The sequence below is a fragment of the Acidovorax radicis N35 genome (genome assembly GCF_000204195.1).
In the GTDB taxonomy this organism is placed as follows: Bacteria; Pseudomonadota; Gammaproteobacteria; order Burkholderiales; family Burkholderiaceae_C; genus Acidovorax; species Acidovorax radicis.
Genome location: NZ_AFBG01000018.1, coordinates 787,541 through 806,217, shown reverse-complemented (window position 1 = coordinate 806,217; position 18,677 = coordinate 787,541). Strand labels below are relative to the sequence as shown.

The 18,677-nt window shown below is 62.5% G+C and carries 15 protein-coding genes; 11 read left to right on the top strand and 4 right to left on the bottom strand.

Features of this window, described 5'->3' with window-relative positions:
• The first annotated feature begins 7 nt into the window (after nt 1–7).
• The 7 genes from ARADN35_RS0109400 (at nt 8) to ARADN35_RS0109370 (ending at nt 7,990) form a co-directional block, all read left to right on the top strand.
• A complete protein-coding gene (locus ARADN35_RS0109400) occupies nt 8–1,000 on the top strand; it encodes a Bug family tripartite tricarboxylate transporter substrate binding protein (RefSeq protein ID WP_010461376.1) in 993 nt (330 codons plus the stop codon).
• Between the two features lie 3 nt (nt 1,001–1,003).
• Complete coding sequence (locus tag ARADN35_RS0109395; protein WP_010461374.1) at nt 1,004–1,936, top strand: dihydrodipicolinate synthase family protein; 933 nt, start codon at nt 1,004–1,006, stop codon at nt 1,934–1,936.
• 7 nt (nt 1,937–1,943) lie between these two features.
• Nucleotides 1,944–2,999: a 2-dehydro-3-deoxygalactonokinase gene (locus tag ARADN35_RS0109390; protein ID WP_010461372.1), complete on the top strand. Its 1,056-nt coding sequence runs from the start codon at nt 1,944–1,946 to the stop codon at nt 2,997–2,999.
• On the top strand, nt 2,996–3,685 hold the full coding sequence (locus ARADN35_RS0109385; protein ID WP_010461370.1) for a 2-dehydro-3-deoxy-6-phosphogalactonate aldolase: 690 nt from the start codon (nt 2,996–2,998) through the stop codon (nt 3,683–3,685). Before ARADN35_RS0109390 ends, ARADN35_RS0109385 begins: the two co-directional genes overlap by 4 nt.
• Before the next feature lie 52 nt (nt 3,686–3,737).
• The gene (gene dgoD / locus ARADN35_RS0109380; RefSeq protein ID WP_010461368.1) at nt 3,738–4,886 is read left to right on the top strand and encodes a galactonate dehydratase; all 1,149 of its coding nucleotides are present in this window, start codon (nt 3,738–3,740) and stop codon (nt 4,884–4,886) included.
• Nucleotides 4,887–5,514: 628 nt separating this feature from the next.
• Nucleotides 5,515–6,270, top strand: coding sequence for a nitroreductase (locus ARADN35_RS0109375; RefSeq protein WP_081474591.1), 756 nt, complete (start codon nt 5,515–5,517; stop codon nt 6,268–6,270).
• A gap of 19 nt (nt 6,271–6,289) precedes the next feature.
• Nucleotides 6,290–7,990 carry an acyl-CoA synthetase gene (locus tag ARADN35_RS0109370; protein WP_010461365.1) on the top strand — a complete coding sequence of 567 codons (1,701 nt, stop codon included), beginning with the start codon at nt 6,290–6,292 and terminating at the stop codon, nt 7,988–7,990.
• Between the two features lie 4 nt (nt 7,991–7,994).
• On the opposite strand, the gene ARADN35_RS0109365 is transcribed toward ARADN35_RS0109370, so the two are convergent.
• Nucleotides 7,995–8,636, bottom strand: coding sequence for a Crp/Fnr family transcriptional regulator (locus ARADN35_RS0109365; protein ID WP_244265873.1), 642 nt, complete (start codon nt 8,634–8,636; stop codon nt 7,995–7,997).
• A gap of 290 nt (nt 8,637–8,926) precedes the next feature.
• Here ARADN35_RS0109365 and ARADN35_RS0109360 point away from each other — a divergent pair, with 290 nt between their 5' ends.
• Nucleotides 8,927–9,442, top strand: a complete 516-nt coding sequence (locus ARADN35_RS0109360; protein ID WP_244265872.1) for a GNAT family N-acetyltransferase — start codon at nt 8,927–8,929, stop codon at nt 9,440–9,442.
• A 1,214-nt stretch (nt 9,443–10,656) separates the two neighbouring features.
• Nucleotides 10,657–11,139, top strand: coding sequence for a GreA/GreB family elongation factor (locus tag ARADN35_RS0109350; RefSeq protein WP_029413777.1), 483 nt, complete (start codon nt 10,657–10,659; stop codon nt 11,137–11,139).
• A 375-nt stretch (nt 11,140–11,514) separates the two neighbouring features.
• Here the strand turns inward: ARADN35_RS0109350 and ARADN35_RS26120 are convergent, their stop codons facing one another.
• The 3 genes from ARADN35_RS26120 to ARADN35_RS0109335 form a co-directional block, all read right to left on the bottom strand.
• Nucleotides 11,515–12,429 (bottom strand): hydroxymethylglutaryl-CoA lyase, encoded by a 915-nt coding sequence (locus ARADN35_RS26120; RefSeq protein WP_010461356.1) that lies wholly within the window; start codon nt 12,427–12,429, stop codon nt 11,515–11,517.
• 150 nt (nt 12,430–12,579) lie between these two features.
• Nucleotides 12,580–13,725 carry a Bug family tripartite tricarboxylate transporter substrate binding protein gene (locus ARADN35_RS0109340; RefSeq protein ID WP_100199406.1) on the bottom strand — a complete coding sequence of 382 codons (1,146 nt, stop codon included), beginning with the start codon at nt 13,723–13,725 and terminating at the stop codon, nt 12,580–12,582.
• Complete coding sequence (locus tag ARADN35_RS0109335) at nt 13,664–14,947, bottom strand: hydroxymethylglutaryl-CoA reductase, degradative (protein WP_010461352.1); 1,284 nt, start codon at nt 14,945–14,947, stop codon at nt 13,664–13,666. The genes ARADN35_RS0109340 and ARADN35_RS0109335 overlap by 62 nt, the downstream gene beginning before the upstream one ends.
• Before the next feature lie 127 nt (nt 14,948–15,074).
• Here ARADN35_RS0109335 and ARADN35_RS0109330 point away from each other — a divergent pair, with 127 nt between their 5' ends.
• Nucleotides 15,075–16,502 carry an aminotransferase-like domain-containing protein gene (locus ARADN35_RS0109330; RefSeq protein WP_035196845.1) on the top strand — a complete coding sequence of 476 codons (1,428 nt, stop codon included), beginning with the start codon at nt 15,075–15,077 and terminating at the stop codon, nt 16,500–16,502.
• Between the two features lie 866 nt (nt 16,503–17,368).
• Entirely contained in the window at nt 17,369–18,388 is a 1,020-nt protein-coding gene (locus tag ARADN35_RS26115) for a serine hydrolase domain-containing protein (RefSeq protein WP_010461348.1), read from the top strand.
• Nucleotides 18,389–18,677: the final 289 nt, after the last annotated feature.

Genomic DNA, 18,677 nt, shown 5'->3' with positions numbered 1-18,677 from the left:
AGACTCCATGCGGTCCCCCTCCCGACGCACCATTCTCACCGCGGCAGCCGGCAGTGCCTTGTCCGCGCTGGGCGCCACATCTGCCGTGGCCGCTGCACCGGCCTGGCCCTCCAAACCCGTCTCGCTGCTTGTCGGCTACCCGCCCGGCGGCTTGACCGACGCTGGCGCGCGCTTCATCACCAACGGCCTTGCCAGCGCGCTGGGCCAACCGGTGGTGGTGGAAAACAAACCTGGCGCCTCCGGCAACCTGGCAGCGGCCGAGGCGCTGCGCCTGAACGACAGCCACAAACTGCTGGTGGCCAACACCAGCCTCACCATCAACCCGCACACCTACGCGACACCGTCGCCCAATCCGCTGGACTTCACGCCCATCGGTCTGGTGCTGGAATCACAGCTGGTGCTGTGCGTGCACCCATCCGCACCGGTGAAGACGCTCGAAGACTTCCGTATCTGGGTGCGGGCTGGCGTCAAGGCTGGTGGCTTCAGCTATGCCTCTGCGGGCAGTGGCGGCAACACCCATCTGGCGATGGAGCACCTGCGCGAGCGCGCCGGCCTGCCACCGATGAACCAGGTGCCCTACAAAGGCAGCGCCCCCGCCATCCAGGACGTGGTGGGCAACCAGGTGCCGTGCATCGTGGATGCCGCGTCGCTGCTCATCCCCTTCATTGCATCCGGCCGGCTGCGCGCCATTGTGGTCACTGGTGCCGAGCGCCTTCCCGCGCTGCCCGACGTGCCCACCGCGGCCGAAGCGGGTCTGAAGGACTTCCTCGTGACCGTGTTCGTCGGCCTGTGGGGGCCACCCAGCCTCACCCCGGACATCGTCAGCAAGACCAATGCCGCGCTCAACGCGGCGCTCGCCAACCCGGCGGTCAGCGGCACCGTCACCAAGAACGGTGACATGGTGGGCGGCGGCACACCGGAACGGCTGGCCAAACTGACCCGCGACAACTATCGCCTGTGGGGCGAAATCGCCAAGAAGAACGACATCAAAGCCACCTGACCCATGACATCTACCGCTGCCCCCGCCCGCTACCGCGGCATCTTCCCCGTCGTTCCGACGACATTCGCCGAGTCAGGTGCACTCGACCTTGAAAGCCAGAAGCGCTGCCTCGACTTCATGATCGACGCCGGCGTGGATGGCCTCTGCATCCTGGCCAACTTCTCCGAGCAGTTCTCGCTGTCCGACGCCGAGCGCGAGACACTGACCCGCGTCTCTCTGGAGCATGTGGCAGGCCGCGTGCCGGTGATCGTCACCACCACCCACTACGGCACCCGGGTGTGCGCCGAGCGCAGCCGCGCCGCGCAGGACATGGGCGCCGCCATGGTGATGGTGATGCCGCCGTACCATGGTGCCACCTTCCGCGTGCCCGAAGCGCAGATTTACGAGTTCTACGCCCGTGTGTCCGATGCGATCAGCATCCCGATCATGGTGCAGGACGCCCCCGCCAGCGGCACCGTGCTGTCGGCCCCGTTCCTCGCCCGCATGGCGCAGGAGATCGAGCAACTGGCTTACTTCAAGATCGAAGTGCCGGGTGCCGCCAGCAAGCTGCGCGAGCTGATCCGCCTGGGCGGCGCGGCCATCGAAGGCCCGTGGGATGGAGAAGAAGCCATCACCCTGCTGGCCGACCTGGATGCGGGTGCCACGGGCGCAATGACGGGCGGCGCCTTCCCCGACGGCATCCGCCCCATCATTGAGGCCCACCGCCAGGGTGACATGGACCAGGCCTTTGCGCTCTACCAGCGCTGGCTGCCCCTCATCAACCACGAAAACCGCCAGGGCGGCATCCTGACCGCCAAGGCCTTGATGAAGGAAGGCGGCGTGATCGCTTGCGAGGCGGGCCGCCACCCCTTCCCGGCCATGCACCCCGAAGTGCGCCGGGGCCTGATCGACATCGCGCGACGGCTGGACCCGCTGGTGCTGCGCTGGGGAAAATAAGCACGCCATGGCAGATATCACCGCCAACCTCGCTGGCACCCACCTGGTGGCCCTGGACTGGGGCACCAGTTCGCTGCGCGCCTTCCGCCTGGGTGCCAGCGGGCAGGTGCTGGAGCAGCGCAACCGCCCCTGGGGCATCATGAATCTGCCGCCGGCTCCCGCGGACCAAACTGGCGCAGAGCCCGGGGCAGCCTTCGAGCGCGCACTGCAAGACACTTGCGGCGACTGGCTGGCCGCCCTGCCCTCGGTGCCGGTGCTGGCCTGCGGCATGGTGGGCAGTGCCCAGGGCTGGCGCGAAGCCAAATACCTGGACACCCCCACCTCGCTGGACGACCTGGCGCGCGGGCTGACCGTGGTGCCGCGTGGCAGCGCCACGCCCCTGCACATCGTGCCCGGGCTGCTGCAGCGCGCGGGCCTGCCGAACGTGATGCGCGGGGAAGAGACACAGGTGCTGGGCGTGCTGGCCGATGCCTCCGTCACAGGCCAAGGCCCCCGCCTGGTCGGCCTGCCGGGCACGCACAGCAAGTGGGTGGTGGCGCACAAGGATGGCATCCGGTGCAGCATCCAGCGGTTCCACACCTTCATGACAGGCGAAGTGTTTGCCGCACTGCGCCGCCACACCATCCTGGGCAAGACCATGCAGCCGCCAACTGAGCCCGACGACGCCGCATTCGCGCAGGGCTTGCAGGTGGCGCGCGGCAGCGATACCGACCTGGGCCTGCTGTCGCACATCTTCAGCACCCGCACGCTGGGCCTCACCGGCACGCTGCCCGCCACAGCCCAGGCGGACTATCTCTCGGGCGTCCTCATCGGCCATGAAATCGCAGGCTTGGCACGCGTGCACCCGCCCACGAGCGCCGCGCCGCACCAGCTGGTGCTGTGTGGCGAGCCCGACCTGTGCCGCAGATACACGCTCGCGCTGCAAGCCTACGGATTTGCGCCGCCCACCATTGCCGCGCAGGCCACCATCACCGGCCTGTGGCAGATCGCGCAAGCGGCCGGGCTGGTGACGACAACCCCCCACGCGCAGCCCACCCCATCCACCAGGAGCCTCGCCGCATGAACCCGATCGACAAGAATCTGTACAAGACCATGCTGCAGTGTGGCCTGATCGCCATCCTGCGTGGCGTGCGGCCGCACGAAGTCGCGGCCATTGGCCACGCGCTGTACGACACGGGTTTTCGCATCATCGAGGTGCCGCTCAACTCCCCCGAGCCGCTGGCCAGCATCCGTGCGCTGCGAGACGCGTTGCCTGCCGACTGCCTTGTCGGGGCGGGCACTGTGCTGTCGGCCGAGGCGTGTGCCGATGTACAGGCCGCCGGCGGGCAGATCATCGTCATGCCCCACAGCGACCCCGCCGTGATCCGCGCCGCGCGCGCTGCTGGCATGGCCTGCGCACCCGGCGTGGCCACGCTGACCGAAGCCTATGCCGCGCTGGCCGCTGGCGCCAACATGCTCAAGCTCTTCCCGGCCGAGGCCCTGCCTCCGCATGTGCTCAAGGCCTGGCGCGCCGTCATCACCCCGCCCATGGCTCTGGTGCCAGTGGGCGGCATCGCCCCCGAAAACATTGCCACTTACGCCGCCGCCGGTGCCAGCGGCTTCGGCCTGGGCTCGGCCCTGTACCGCCCTGGCGACAGCGCTGCCGACGTCGCCGGCAAGGCCGCCGCGTTTGTCGCGGCATGGCACACCTCCTACGGCGCGGCACGCACTGCCGCCACCGCACCCGGCAAGGCCACCGCCAGCGCCTAGCCCAGTTTTTTCTCTTCGACCTCCTCTCTCGCCCCTTTCCCCCTGCCCTCCCATGAAGATCACCCGACTGACCACGTTCCTGGTGCCCCCGCGCTGGTGCTTTCTGAAAATCGAAACCGACGAAGGCATCGTCGGCTGGGGCGAACCCATCCTGGAAGGCCGCGCGCAGACCGTGGCCGCCGCCGTCGAAGAGCTGGGCGACTACCTCATCGGCAAGGACCCGCGCCACATCGAAGACCACTGGACGGTGCTGTACCGCGGCGGTTTCTACCGCGGCGGCGGCGTACATATGAGCGCGCTGGCCGGCATCGACCAGGCGCTGTGGGACATCAAGGGCAAGGCCCTGGGCGTGCCCGTATCCGAACTGCTGGGCGGCAATGTGCGCGACCGCATCCGCGTGTACAGCTGGATCGGCGGCGACCGCCCCAGCGAGACAGCCCAGCAAGCCCGCGACGCCGTGGCCCGCGGCTTCACCGCGGTGAAGATGAACGGCACCGAAGAAATGCAGTTTGTGGACACCTTCGACAAGGTGGAGCGCTGCCTGCAAAACGTGGCCGCCGTGCGCGAGGCCGTAGGCCCGCACGTGGGCATCGGCGTGGACTTTCACGGCCGCGTGCACCGCCCCATGGCCAAGGTGCTGATCAAGGAGCTGGAGCCCTACAAGCTCATGTTCATTGAAGAGCCCGTGCTCAGCGAGCATGAAGAAGCGCTCAAGGAAATCGCGCGCATCTCGTCCACCCCCATCGCCCTGGGTGAGCGCCTGTACTCGCGCTGGGACTTCAAGCGCGTGCTGCAAGAGGGGTATGCAGACATCATCCAGCCCGACCCCTCGCACTCTGGCGGCATCACCGAAACCCGCAAGATCGCCACCATGGCCGAGGCCTATGACGTGGCCCTGGCACTGCACTGCCCCCTGGGCCCCATCGCGCTGGCCGCCAATTTGCAGCTGGACGCGGTCTGCTACAACGCCTTCATCCAGGAGCAAAGCCTGGGCATCCACTACAACCAGGACAACGACCTGATGGACTACGTGTCCAACCCGGAAGTGTTCAAGTACGAGGACGGGATGGTGGCCATCCCGAACGGGCCCGGGTTGGGGATCGAGGTGAATGAAGAGTATGTGCGGGAGCGCGCGCAGCAGGGGCACCGGTGGAGGAATCCGGTGTGGCGGCATCGGGACGGGAGTTTTGCGGAGTGGTGAGGGTGTTTGGGGAGCTGCGCCGCGTCTACATCCGGCCAGGGGCATCAACACGTCCATGCGAAGCTCAATTCACCCGTCTCAAGCACACTGAGGACCGAGGCGGCGGCGGCGCCCTCATCGGCAGGATGGCTGCGCCAGGCTGAATGCTGCCGCGTCACTTCGGCAAGCCCGTGACCATAAACCCTTGATACCGAACATTGCCAACAGTCCGAAGAACCTGTCCACGATCTTCTGACGGACGGTGTCAAAAAAATGCAAGGTGGATCCATTGCAGGCAGGCGTTGGGTAGCCTCTGGCAGTTCTTTCACAGCCGTTTTTCTTCTACATCCATACAAAACCACGCTCCACGTCCCGGAGCTTGCGCACCACCTTGGACGCATGTAGCTCGCTGCGCCAGGTACTACGCAGCAGTAGATTGATTTGAACAATCTCCGACTACTGGTGTAGCTGGCTTACGCCTTGTTTTCTACTGCCTACCGCCTGCCTCTAGGAGCTAGAAAACAGGTGCCAGGACCAAGTGGTCAGACTGTCGAGAAATACAGATTCAAGAATTTGGACGGTACTTCTGCAGATCGCAAATGTCATCGCATCGACAGTCATGAGCGGTATCAATGCCTAGCATTCCGGCATGAACAGTTCGAACACGCCTCCAACAAGGTCCACAGGCCGTTTGCACGTTCAAGCGCCCGGCACCACACTCCAAAGTAGCGAGGCGGTGGACTGGGCCATCGTATCGCGGCGCAGCATTCGCGCTTTCATGCCTACGCAGGTCCCCCGCGAAGAGATTCATGCCATCCTGGACGTAGCGCGCCACGCAGCCTCAGGCATGAACACCCAGCCCTGGCGCGTTCATGTGCTAACGGGCAGCGCCAAGGAACGGCTGAGTTCAGCCATCGCAACGGCGGACAACGATGGGGAAGCGTCCACGGCACTCACAGAGCCCTACCACTATTACCCACTCGAATGGGTATCGCCTTATGTGGATCGACGCCGCAAAGTGGGCTGGGACCTGTATGGCCTGCTTGGCATTGCCAAGGGTGACAAGGCGCGCATGCACGCGCAACACGGCCGCAACTATCGTTTCTTTGATGCGCCGGTAGGGCTTATCTTCACGGTGGACCGTGTCATGCAGGCCGGCAGCCTCATGGACTACGGCATGTTCCTTCAGAGCGTGATGGTGGCAGCCCGTGCACGCGGGCTTGATACCTGCCCTCAGGTAGCGTTCACCAAGTTTCACCAGATCATCCATGCCGAGCTGGGCATACCCGACACCCACATGGTGGTCTGCGGCATGAGCTTGGGCCATGCCGACCCAGCCCGCATCGAGAACACGTTGGTGACCGAGCGCGAGAGCGTCGAATCCTTCACCACCTATCACGAATAGCAGCTATGGAGACAACAGCATGACCCCCACTACGGCAAGCAGCCCATCCCGCAGTCCCTACCAGAACGGCCTGGAACGCACACCCGCCAACCACCTGCCGCTGACGCCTCTCGGTTTCCTGGACCGCAGCGCACTGGTCCACCCTGAGGGAATTGCAGTGGTGCATGCGGGTACCAAGCAAACCTGGGCGCAGACGCGCGATCGTGCCTACCGCCTAGCCAGTGCACTCGCACAGCGCGGCGTGCGGCGCGGCGACACCGTGGCCATCCTGGCGCCCAACACGCCCGCCATGCTGGAGGCGCACCTGGGCATCCCCCTGTGCGGCGCCGTCATTAACGCCATCAATTGCCGGCTCGATGCCGAGGGCATCGCCTTCATCCTGCAGCACGGCGAGGCGCACATCCTGTTGGTGGACAGCGAATTCGCGGCGCTGGCAGACAAGGCTGTTGCGGGCCTGGACCAGCCGCCGCTGGTGGTCGCCGTCCACGATGCGGGCCTGCTCGCGCAGCCGGCCTTCGGTGCAATGGACTACGAAGCCCTGCTGGCCGAAGGCGACCCGGCCTTCGAAGGCCTGTGGCCCGAGGATGAGTGGGACCCCATCGCGCTGAACTACACGTCGGGCACCACGGGCGACCCCAAGGGCGTGGTGCCCAGCCACCGCGGCGCCTACCTCATGAGCCTGCTGCAGATGACAGACTGGGCCATGCCGCGTCGCCCGGTGTACCTGTGGACGCTGCCCATGTTCCACGCCAACGGCTGGTGCTTCACCTGGGCCATCACGGCGGCGGCGGGCACGCACGTGTGCCTGCGCAAGGTCACGGCCAAGGCTATCTTCGAGGCCATTGCCGAGCATGGTGTGGACCATTTCTGTGCCGCGCCCACGGTGTTGGCCATGCTGGCCAATGCACCGGAGCACGAGCGCATCGCGCTGCCGCGCCCGGTGCGCGTGCTCACAGCGGGCTCGCCACCGCCGGCCGCAATCCTGCAGGCGATTGCCGCGATGGGCTTCGATGTGGACCATGTGTATGGCATCACCGAGGTCTCGGGCACGCCCGTGAGCTGCGTGCGCCAGCCCGGGTGGGCAGCCTTGCCGGAGGCCGGACGTGCCCAGCTGCAGGCGCGCCAGGGCGTGCACGCCGCTGCGCTAGAGCACATGCGCGTGCTCAACCCCGACACGCTGGAGCCCGTGCCGGCCGATGGCGTGACGGCTGGTGAAATCATGCTGCGCGGCAATACTGTGATGAAGGGCTACCTCAAGAACCCCGGCGCCACGGCCAAGGCCTTTGCGGGCGGCTGGTTCCACACCGGCGACATCGCGGTGCTGCACCCTGATGGCTATGTGCAGATCACTGACCGCTCCAAGGACGTGATCATCTCGGGCGGGGAGAACATCTCCTCGGTGGAGGTAGAGGACGTGCTGCACCGCCACCCCGCCGTGCTGCTGGCCGCCGTGGTGGCGCAGCCCGACGAGCGGTGGGGCGAGGTGCCCTGCGCCTTCGTGGAGCTCAAGCCCGATGCGGTGGGCACGGTCAGCGCCGACGAACTGATCGCGCTTTGCCGCGAGGATCTGGCGCGCTTCAAGTGCCCGCGCCAGATCGTATTCGAGGTCTTGCCCAAGACCGCCACCGGCAAGATCCAGAAGTTCCGCCTGCGCGAGATCGCGGGCAGCCGCGAGGCCATCACAAAGCTGGCGCAGGTTCAGGCCGAGCCTGCAGGCTGAGCGTTCAGCCTTCTCGGGCAATCGACTGCAGTACCTTCAGGTCGATCACCTCGATCGACCCATAGCCCAGGCGAATGGCGCCCCGGTCCTGCAGCTCCTGCAGCGCCCGGTTGGCCACCTGGCGCGACACACCCGACAGGCGCCCCAGCTCTTCCTGCGACAGCGTGATGCGCCGGGCAGTGTTGGGGAACAGCGCATCATTGAACAGCCCCGACAGGCTGTAGGCCACCTGCGCCGTGGTGTCACCCAGCCGGTCGGTCTGCACCTGCGCCACGTAGTGGGCCAGGCGCGCGTTGAGCTGCCCGATCAGCCACAGCGCAAACGGATGGCTCTCGTGCAGCAGCCGCAAAAACTCGCTGCGCGGCAGCAGCGCCACCACGCTGTCGGTCAGCGCCGTCACCGCATAGGGCCGGGGCTCATCCTTAAGCACCGAGCCCTCGCCGAACCATGCGCCCGATGGCACGCCTGCGAACGTGCTGATCCGACCTTCTTCGGTAATGTTGTCGAGCTTGAGCATGCCCTCCATCACGCCGGCCCAATGCGCAGGGGGCATGCCGCGTGCAAATACGGCGCTGCCAGCAGCAAAGCTGCGCACCGTGACGGAACTGCGCACGCGTTTAGCTTCTTCGCAGGTCAGAGAGGACATCCAGGACGACTGGGAAAGAAACGAGTCAAGCGGGTCTGGAGTCATGTTTATTCAAGCGCACGGTGCTTCGCGCAGATTTTGTGGGAGATCACGGCTTTCGCCAATTGGGGGCGATGCCTGCCGCGGGCAAAGGGAGATAGGCACCGGTCCATCAGACGACCCATAACGGCGATCCAACCAGCGAAACCACGCTCAAACGAAATGCTGCTTCAGGCTCCTGCGGGCACTCGCTTCGTCTTCACGAATGCGTACTATCGACCAGGAGCGGACATTCGCCTAGCGGGTCAGATGTGACAGACTCGTGGTTCAAGTTGTCGCGTGATGAGGATTTCATGGAGATACGTCGGTTTAGGCTTGGTGATGAAGCTGCGTTGTTCCGCGTGTATTTCACGGCCATCCACGAGGTTGCCTCCCGTGACTACTCACCTGAGCAGGTCGAGGCATGGGCTCCGGCAGACCTTGACGCTGACCTATGGACCAATCGAGTTCGGGGCATCCGACCCTTCGTCGTTGAGCTTTGTGACGAAATCGTCGGCTATGCGGACGTCCAACAGGACGGATACGTCGACCACTTCTTTGTGTCGGGCGCTCATCCACGGCAAGGAATTGGGACAAGGCTGATGGCTCGTATCCATGAGGAGGCAACGTCTCTTGGTCTGACCGAGCTGACGTCGGACGTGAGCAAGACTGCCGAGCCCTTTTTTGCTCTCCATGGATTTCACGTAGTCGAGCGACGGTTTCCAATCCTTCGGGGCGTGACACTTCAGAACGCTTTGATGCGCAAGGTGCTTGCACGTGAGGGTTGAGTGTCGCGTCTACGTAAGCTTACTCATGATGCTCAGTTGAATCTGTCCGTCGGCTCAGGGCCCTATGCTGCAGCACAATCAGCCGAACCATAAGGCCGGCCCCCGCCAACACCGGACATTGCTTCTCGGAGTGAACGTGCTTTTGTCTATTTTGTTGCGGTGCTTTGACATCGAGCAGACGAGAAATTTCTACGAATCTGTGCTTGGTTTCAGCACCGCCTCAACTGCAAACAGCACGATCACCGTCTCAAAAAATGGCACCCACCTCATTTTCACGGACTGAGATTTGTGGCGCACGCATCCCATCATTTCAGGGGCGATTTACCTCACCGTTGCGGATGTGGACTGGTATTTTTCTGCCATCAAAGACAAGACGTCCATTGCCTGGCCTCTACAGAATATGCCCTATGGAAGCAGAGAATTTGCCTTCGCCGATTGCAACGGGTATTTGATTGCGTTCCAACAGGCTCTGGGCAGGCAGTAGGCTGCAATTTCACTACGGGCCCGTTCCGGCCGCTGCAATGACTGTGGCTATTGACCAGTAGGCGCCGTCCAAGCGCTAGCGGCAACGGATGCTTAATCTACTGGGGAGCGGGGATATTTTGGTAGGTTCGCCGCAATGATGGGCTACGCGAAGCCAGAGCGCCAAGGCTAAAGCATGTTGCTATACCAACCACTGCACACAGCGACCCGAGAGCCACCCAAGAAAAGGATTTGGAGATGAGGATGTAGGCTTGCCAACTCATCAACGCGATCAGCACGGTCGCGCAAACTTTAAGCTTATGTGAGGGCGCGAGCAACACGCCGGTGCAAACAAGAAGTATCGAAACTGCAGCGTAGCTAATCGACCAGATTGAAATTGATACGGGTGGAAAAGCACATAGTCCGGGCGACGAGCGCCACCACCCGTCTGGACAGACAAACCTCCCCCAAAGCGTGACCTGATAAAAAATCAGCATCTTGCCGACAGTGACAATGCCATAGCACAAAATTGCCAAAGCCAACCAACGAATGGCTGCGATAACGCTGAGGGGAAATCTTTGCATAGCTCAGTCTATCCCTTCGTGCCTGGTGACAGGCTCCATCAATGATCTCATCGGTAGCAGTGGGCCCTTAGCTGAAGTAAACCTGCAGCCAACAAAAGCGTCGACGGCTGGTGAAGCCCTTCACAATGAAGACCTGCTCCAATTTTTTCGAGATGCCTACTTCTCATGATGGATAAATTCTTGCTGCAGCAGCAGGTGCTGGAACGGCTCGCCGAAGACCTGCTGCAAGCCGAACAGGCAGTGCGGGCGGCACATGAAACAGCGACCCACGAAGAAAACATCGCCGAAAACAAATACGACACATTGGGACTCGAAGCCGCCTACTTGGCCACCGGTCAAGCCCGGCGCGCCGAAGCCATCCGCCAGGCGATGACCAATTGGCGCCGATTCCGCCCGCGCCCCTACGACGCCAGCAAAGGTATACAGCTCGGCGCGCTGGTCTGCCTGGTCGATTCCGACGACAAGCAGCAACAGATCTTTCTCGGTCCCGACGGGGGCAGCATGAAGTTGTTCAGCGGCGCTCAGCTCGTTCAGGTCATTAGCAGCGAAGCCCCTTTGGGCAGGGCCATGCTAGGGAAATGCGAGGGTGATGAGGTGTCGATGCAGGTCGCTCCCATCCGACAGCAGTTTGAGGTACTGCGGGTTCAATAATCTGCAAGCCAGTTCGCGCCGAATTGGACGAGGTCAGCAGACTTTCAGGCGTCATGAACATACCGGCTGGCTGGCAAGGCCAGCAGTACTTTGAAACCGGTCCATGGGTCCGAGATGGCGCTCGCGCTTGAATGACCGCTGCGTGGCCCAGAACGTGAACTCAGGGGGCCGACATCACCGGCAGCAACTGCTGCGAAGTCGCCATCTGCATGCTGAGGACTGCTGCAGGTGAGTTCGTACATGAGGCGCCTGCAAACGGATACGCACTGTCGGCTGCAAAAGGCCCGGATTGCCGTCCGTAAAAAAGGCCGCGAGTGTTTTTACGATAAATCTACGCCGCTCGCTCGCGTCTAGCCTACTTTCCTCGTAGCCCGATCAATCAGCCGATGTTGTTGAGCAGTTGCTGGACATGGCCAGCGCCACGCGCGAAGAGGTCCCACGTCCCAATGCAGAGCTGATGTACAGCCCCGCCTGGATGAGCTTGGGCAGATCGATACCGGTCTCATGCCCCAGGCCGTGAAGCAGGTACACCACGTCCTCAGTAGCGACGTTGCCGGAAGCGCCAGTGGCGTAGGGGCAGCCTCCCAGCCCCGAAACGGAGCTGTCGAAGGTACGGAGACCCAGTTCCAGAGACGCAACAATGTTGGCAATGGCCATCCCGTAGGTATCGTGGTAGTGACCTGCCAACTGCGATGCTGGAATCAGGCGGATACAAGCCTCCAGCATATGTCTGGTGGAGTTTGGGGTTCCACGACCAATGGTGTCTCCAAGTGAGATCTCGTGGCACCCCATCTCGCTCAGCATGAGCGCCACTTCGGAGACCTTCTCGGGTGCGATGTCTCCTTGATATGGACACCCCAAGACACAAGAAACATAACCGCGTACCCGCAGCTTACTTTCAAGCGCGACCTCAATTACAGAGCGAAAGCGCTCCAAGCTCTCGCGTATCGAGCAGTTAATATTTCGCTGCGAAAACGTTTCCGAGGCAGCGCCAAAGACCGCCACTTCCTCACAGCCGGCCGCGATGGCGGCCTCCAGTCCTTTAAGGTTAGGCGTGAGCGCGCTGTAGTACAAGTTAGCCGTGCGCGGCACGCGGTGCATGACCTCCGCGCTGCCAGCCATTTGCGGCACCCATTTTGGAGATACGAAAGACGCTGCCTCGATGTGCCTGACGCCTGCATCAACCAGCCGTTCGACCAGTCCGACCTTGGTGTCCACGCTAATGGGCTGCTTCTCGTTCTGCAGACCATCTCGGGGCCCGACTTCAACAATCTTGACGTGCTCGCTCATGGGGTTTGCTGGTGCTGAAGTGGCTTGATCTACAACGGACTGCAACCGGCTTGGGGCGCCGCCCTCAAAACGGGCGTTCGCCCCGCCGAGGCGCATGCGGCACAGGTCCCCGGGGTTGTCTACCTGTGCCTTTACGCAACGGGGATGCGATCACTCGATCGCTACCTTGGCCGTTTTGACGTACTGACCCCAGCGATCGATCTCGCTGAAATAGAAATTCTGGTACGTGCGCTGGTCCATGTGCTCGACGACGAAGAACATCTTCTTGGTCTGCTCTACGACGGCAGGCTCCTTGAGGGTGGCATCGACCGCCTCATGCACGCGCGAAATGACGTCTTCCGGCATGCCAGCCGGGCCAAAAATTCCCACCCATGGTCCTCTTTCGACACTGAGACCGATCTCTTTGAGGGTGGGGACGTCCGGAAACTCCGGCAGGCGCTGGGGCATTGAGACCGCCAACAAGCGCAGTGTGCCGCTACGGATGTGGGGTTCAACGGTAGACAAGACGTTGATGGAACAGTCGACCTGCTGAGAGAGTTGGGCATTGAGCAGAGGCGCGGTGCCGTTATACGGCACATGCAGGAGATCGACACTCTTCGCCACCTTGAGGGCCTCCATCATGAGGTGTCCGGAAGTGGCGGTGCTCCACGAGCCGAAGCTCATCGGGGTCTTGGCATCCTTGGCCATCTGCAGGAACTGGCTCAGGTTCTTGGCTGGGTGTGAAGCGCTCACGACCAAGGCTGCGGGGAAGAAGCCCAGCGGTGCAATGGCAACAAATTCCTTCTTGGGGTCGTATGGTGCCCTCTTCATTGCATGGGGCGCGATGGTGTGCGACTCCATTCCGCCATACACGAGCGTATAACCATCGGCCGGACTGCGCGCAGCCGCGACGCTGCCGATCGTGCCGACAGCGCCGGGGCGGTTGTCAACCACGATGGCCTGGCCGAGCCGCTTCTGAAGACTCGTGCCCATGAGACGCACGATCACATCACCGCCGCCCCCCGCTGCCCAGGGGACAATGATCTTGATCGGACGGTTGGGGAACGCAGCACTCTGGGCTAGCGTGGGAGACGCCAACGTTGACAACATTGTGGCGCCGAGGGAGCTGAGCACCGTGCGGCGCTTGAGCTTAGTTTGTGTCATTTCGATAGTCTCCAAGTTATTAGATGAGCGAAAGGTCTCACTGGCTTCGAGGTCGGCTGAATCAGCCACCCAGTCGGGAACGGTGGCTGTCTTACTTGCGGCGCAGCTCTTCGAGCAAGGCGAGCGCTCGGTCGGTGCGTACGTCATGTTCATCTGCCATGTGCTTGGCAACGATCTCGATTTCGTCACCCGCTGCCCCTGCAACCATTGCAATGTTGCGGGCGTGCAGAGCCATGTGGCCGCGCTGGATCCCTTCGGTGGCCAGGGCTCGCAACGCTCCTAAGTTCTGGGCCAGGCCCACGGCGACGGCCACCTCGCCCAGCTCCTGCGCCGACTTGACGCCCATGATCTTGAGTGACAACCGGGCCAAAGGGTGTGTCTTGGTCGCGCCCCCCACCAGGCCCACTGACATGGGCATTTCAATGGTGCCGACCAGCGCGCCCTGGGTGTCTTTCTCCCAGGTCGTCAGCGAGGTGTAGCGGCCGCTTCGGCAAGCGTAGGCATGGGCGCCGGCCTCGACCGCACGCCAGTCGTTGCCGGTGGCGACGATGACAGGATCGATACCGTTCATGATGCCTTTGTTGTGTGTGGCCGCACGGTAGGGATCGATGGCAGCGAGCGTGTAGGCATCGAGCACGCCTTCGATGATCTCTTCGCCGCTGCGCTCCTTGGTTTTGAGCGTCTCGGGCGTAAGCCGCACGCGGGCACGTGACAGACGCAGGTCTGCCAGGTTGGACAGGATGCGCAGCCGCACGATGCCGCCCGTGAGCTTCTCGACCAGAGGTGAAACCGACTCGGCCATGGTGTTGACGGTGTTGGCACCCATCGCGTCGCGCACGTCGACGATCAGGTGCATGACGATCATCGGACCGCGGGCCGTGTCAGGGAACACGTGGATCTCAATGTCGCGGCAGCCGCCGCCCAGGCCAATGAGCACCTTATCGCGGCTGTTGGCGACCTCCAAGATTTCATCGCGATGCTTCAGGAGCGCCAGACGGGCGCCATAGGGGTCGGAGATGCCGATGACCTGCACCTGGGCGCGCATCAGCGGCCCCGTGCTGGAGGTTTCGAAGCCGCCGCAGTCGCGGGCCAACTTGGCCATGAACGAAGCTGCGGCCACGACAGAAGGCTCTTCGACCACCATCGGCACCAGGACATCGCGACCGTTGATCTGGAAATTGCCGCCGATGCCGAACGGGAGTTCGAACGTTCCGATGACGTTCTCCACCATGCCGTTGGCGCGCTCTACGCTGAGCGCTCCGGGCTGGGTGATGAGCGCGATGTCTCCCTCGGACAGGTTGGCGATACGTGCGACATGCTCCAGTCGCTGTGCAGGGGTGAGGGAACGAAAATTCGGGAGTCGTGAATCGACCATTAGTTGCCTGCTCAGTAGTGGTTACGGTATGGGTAAACTTTAAAACCACCGTACCAAACAAGAAAGGTACAGTTTGGCCAAACAGTCTCTCTTCTGGCAAAGTTCAGCGATGTGCCATAGTTGACCAATGACAGTTGAAGGACACTCCCCGACACGTCGCTCCAGATCAGCCACATTGCCCGTCTCGGTTGCAGACGGCATCGAGAGGCAGATACGCGACGGGGCCTACAAGGTCGGCGATAAATTGCCCTCGCTGCGCGAGATGGCCGAACTCCACAAGTACGCCAAGAACACGGTGGTCACGGCTTTCGAACTACTCGTTTCGCGCGGGCTGATTGAACCTCGTCGAGGTGCCGGGTACTTTGTGGTCGACAAGCCTCCATCCAAGGCGGCTGACGACGAGGCGGGAAGCTTGGGGCGAGCAAAAGACATCGTTTGGCTGATGCGTGAGCAGCTCAAGACCGAGCCTGGCGCGCTGGCAATAGCTGATGGCTTCCCGCCAGTCGAATGGCTTTCGGATGTGAGGCTGGACAAGTACCACCAGAAAGTCGTGCGCACGGGACTGGGCTCCCTGTTCCGCTATGGCAGCCGCTTCGGGTACGCGCCACTGCGAGAGCATTTGGTGCGCAAGCTCGCGGACTTTGGGATCGGTGCCGAACCCCGGCAGATCGTTTTGACGCACGGTGCCAACGAGGCGATGGACATCGTCATTCGCTATTTCGTGCCGCCCGGTGGCAAGGTTCTAGTGGACGACCCCGGCTACTACCCTTTGTTCGGCAAGTTGAAGATGGCCAGTGCTGAGGTTCTAGGCGTGCCGCGCCTGCACGATGGGCCGGACCTGGAAGCCTTGGAGCAGTTGTTGATCACCCAGCGGCCCAGGCTCTTCTTTACGCAGTCGCTTGCACACAACCCGACAGGTTCGGACCTGTCCGCAGCAAAGGCCTTTCGCGTGCTGCAACTGGCACAGAAATACGATCTACTGATCGTTGAGAACGATCCGCTTGCGGACTTCAAACCGACATCGTCGCCGCGTTTGGCTTCTCTGGACCAACTTGAGCGCACGATCTACATCGGCAGCTTCTCAAAGTCGTTCTCGGCCGCGCTGCGTGTGGGTTTCATTGCTTGTGGCGCAGATTTAGCCAGTGATCTCGCCGACCTGAAAGCGCTGATCCACGTAAGTAGTTCGGAGCTTTGCGAAAGGACGGTCGATGTCATGTTGAGCGAAGGCCACTATCAGCGGCATCTGACCCGGTTGCGTAGTCGGCTCGGGGAAGCCACAGAAGGAGCACGAGCACTGTTCGAATCTGTCGGAGCGAACATCTTCGCGAAGAACGCCCAGACCCTCTACCTGTGGGCATCCATGCCAGGGGTGGATGATTCGATGACTCTTGCAGACTCCCTGCTGCCGCACAACATACGACTGGCTCCCGGCAGGATTTTTGGCGTCGACGCCTCAGCGGCCTCCCCATGGTCGCGCTACAACGTGGGGGCAGTGATGGATCCGAGGTTTAGAAATGCCCTCCAGCGCGTATTGATGCAATTGGGCTCACCTTAGCATCTCACGATACTGACAAGCTTTGTTGTAGTTTCTCAGTGGTTGTGAACTCAGGGAAATTTCCCTCGCGGGTGCCGCGTGCGGGGTCGCTTGGGGCTTGCAGCGGACCTGCGATACCAGCAAGTGAATGGCAACTATTAGCGGCGCCTCCGACCCGCCTTGCATTGCCCGCCCGACCGCACCGCAAGCCGCAGTTCCGCAAAATCGGTTCGCTCAGAACAGCTGGCTTTTGTGATCAGTTTGTCCAACTGGTAGAGTCATTCACCGTGCCTTTCCATGTGAACCGTCACTTCGCGCTCGCGACATAAGGAACCATCGCTCATGAAAAGCATGCCTTTTGTGCCCCCCGGCTCCCCTCTCGTTGAAAACAGCGGTAGCCGTGCTGGCACTATGTGTTTTGTCCTCGTGTGGCGGGGGTGGTGGTAGCGACACAGGCAATGGCAACAACGGTGGCGGCACGGGCGCGCAGCTCCCGTCGCGCGAGGCGCTCATTGCCCGTGCCAGGGCGCTGGAGCTAAACACCCCCTATGTGCCACCCCCGGGGGATGTGCTTGAACACCATGCGGCTGGCTATGCCAAGACCATGTGCTCGGCCGTGTTCATCACCGGGCTGGACCTGGATGTGGCAGCCGAAAGCGTGGGTTACTTCACCGGTCCTTACGAACAGCGAAAGCGCCTGGGCAAGCCGGTGGTGGACCGTGAACTCAAAGAGGTGCGAGTCACCATCCCGGGCGGGGCGACCATGGTTGCGCGCCATGTCGGATCGCAAGGCTGTGTGGCGCTGCCGACGGGGCAAAGTGGGGTGTTTTTTTACCCCCAGGGTTGTTGGCAGCGCGCTGCCCGATGCGGCCAGCCAGGCTTGGCCCATGGGCGATGTTCTGCCCAGTACGCCGCCCTCGGGCTACGATACGGGCCGGGCGGCTCAGGCGGTGGATGCCGCCTTTTCTGTGCCAGATGCATACACCACGGCCTTTGTGGCCACCTACAAGGGCCGGATCATCGGCGAGCGCTACATGCCCGGTATCACGCGCACGACCCCGCTTGAGTCGTGGTCCATGGGCAAGAGCGTGGTGGGAACACTCATGGGCGTGCTCATGCAGCAGGGCGAATACAAGCTCGAGCAGCCCGCCCCCATTCCAGAGTGGCAGACCGCAGGTGACCCGCGGCAGCAGATCCGCATTGCCGACATCCTGAACATGTCCAGCGGGCTGCGCATCAAGGCGCCGGACGACCCGGACTTTGACCCCGCCGGCACCTACCCTGACCACACGTACCTGTACACCGGGCGCGTCAACTCATTCAACTATGCCGCCACGCGGCCGCAGCAATGGCCTCCTAACACGGTCGGCCGCTACCGCAACACCGACCCCGTGCTGGCCAGCTACCTGGTGCGCCTGGCAGTGGAAAAGCGCGGCGAGGACTATTTCTCTTTCCCTCAGCGCAATCTGTTCGACAAGATCGGTATCCGCTCTATGGTGATGGAGACCGATCCCTACGGTAATTTCCTCACCCAGGGCTACGAGTTCATGGCCGCACGCGATTGGGCACGCCTGGGCAACCTATATCTACAGGATGGTCTATGGAACGGCGAGCGCGTTCTGCCTGCGGGATTTGTCAACTTCGTGAGCACCGTGGCCCCCGCCTGGGCCGCCGACAAGCGCCCCATCTACGGCGGCTTCTTCTGGATCAACGGCACTGGCGCCTTCCCTGCCTTGCCCACCTCCGCGTACTACATGCTTGGCGCGGGCGGGCAATTCGTGATCATCGTCCCCTCGCACGACCTTGTCGTGGTGCGGATGGGTTTCGACAAGGGCTCGCCCATGGCGGCGGCAGGGCTGCAGCGCGCATTGACGCTGCTCATGGAGGGGCTGCCACGCACGCGGTAGCGGGTTAACTTGGCGTGCGCTTTAGCGAGATGCTCCGCCCCGAATCGGCGGTCAGTTGGAGTCATTTGCACACTTTTACCTGGATGACCGCTATCGCTGCACAGCAGTCATCGTATGCCTATACGGCTGCCCGCATAAGAATGCTCACTTTTATATAGCATCTAGTGATTACCCATCAAGCGCTAGAGGCCAATTTTTCTCAATTTTCATCCGTCTGGCGCTGCCCTAGCCGCTTGAGGGACGCGCCCCATGGACACTGTGATTAAAATCAGTGCCCCGCCACCCGTCC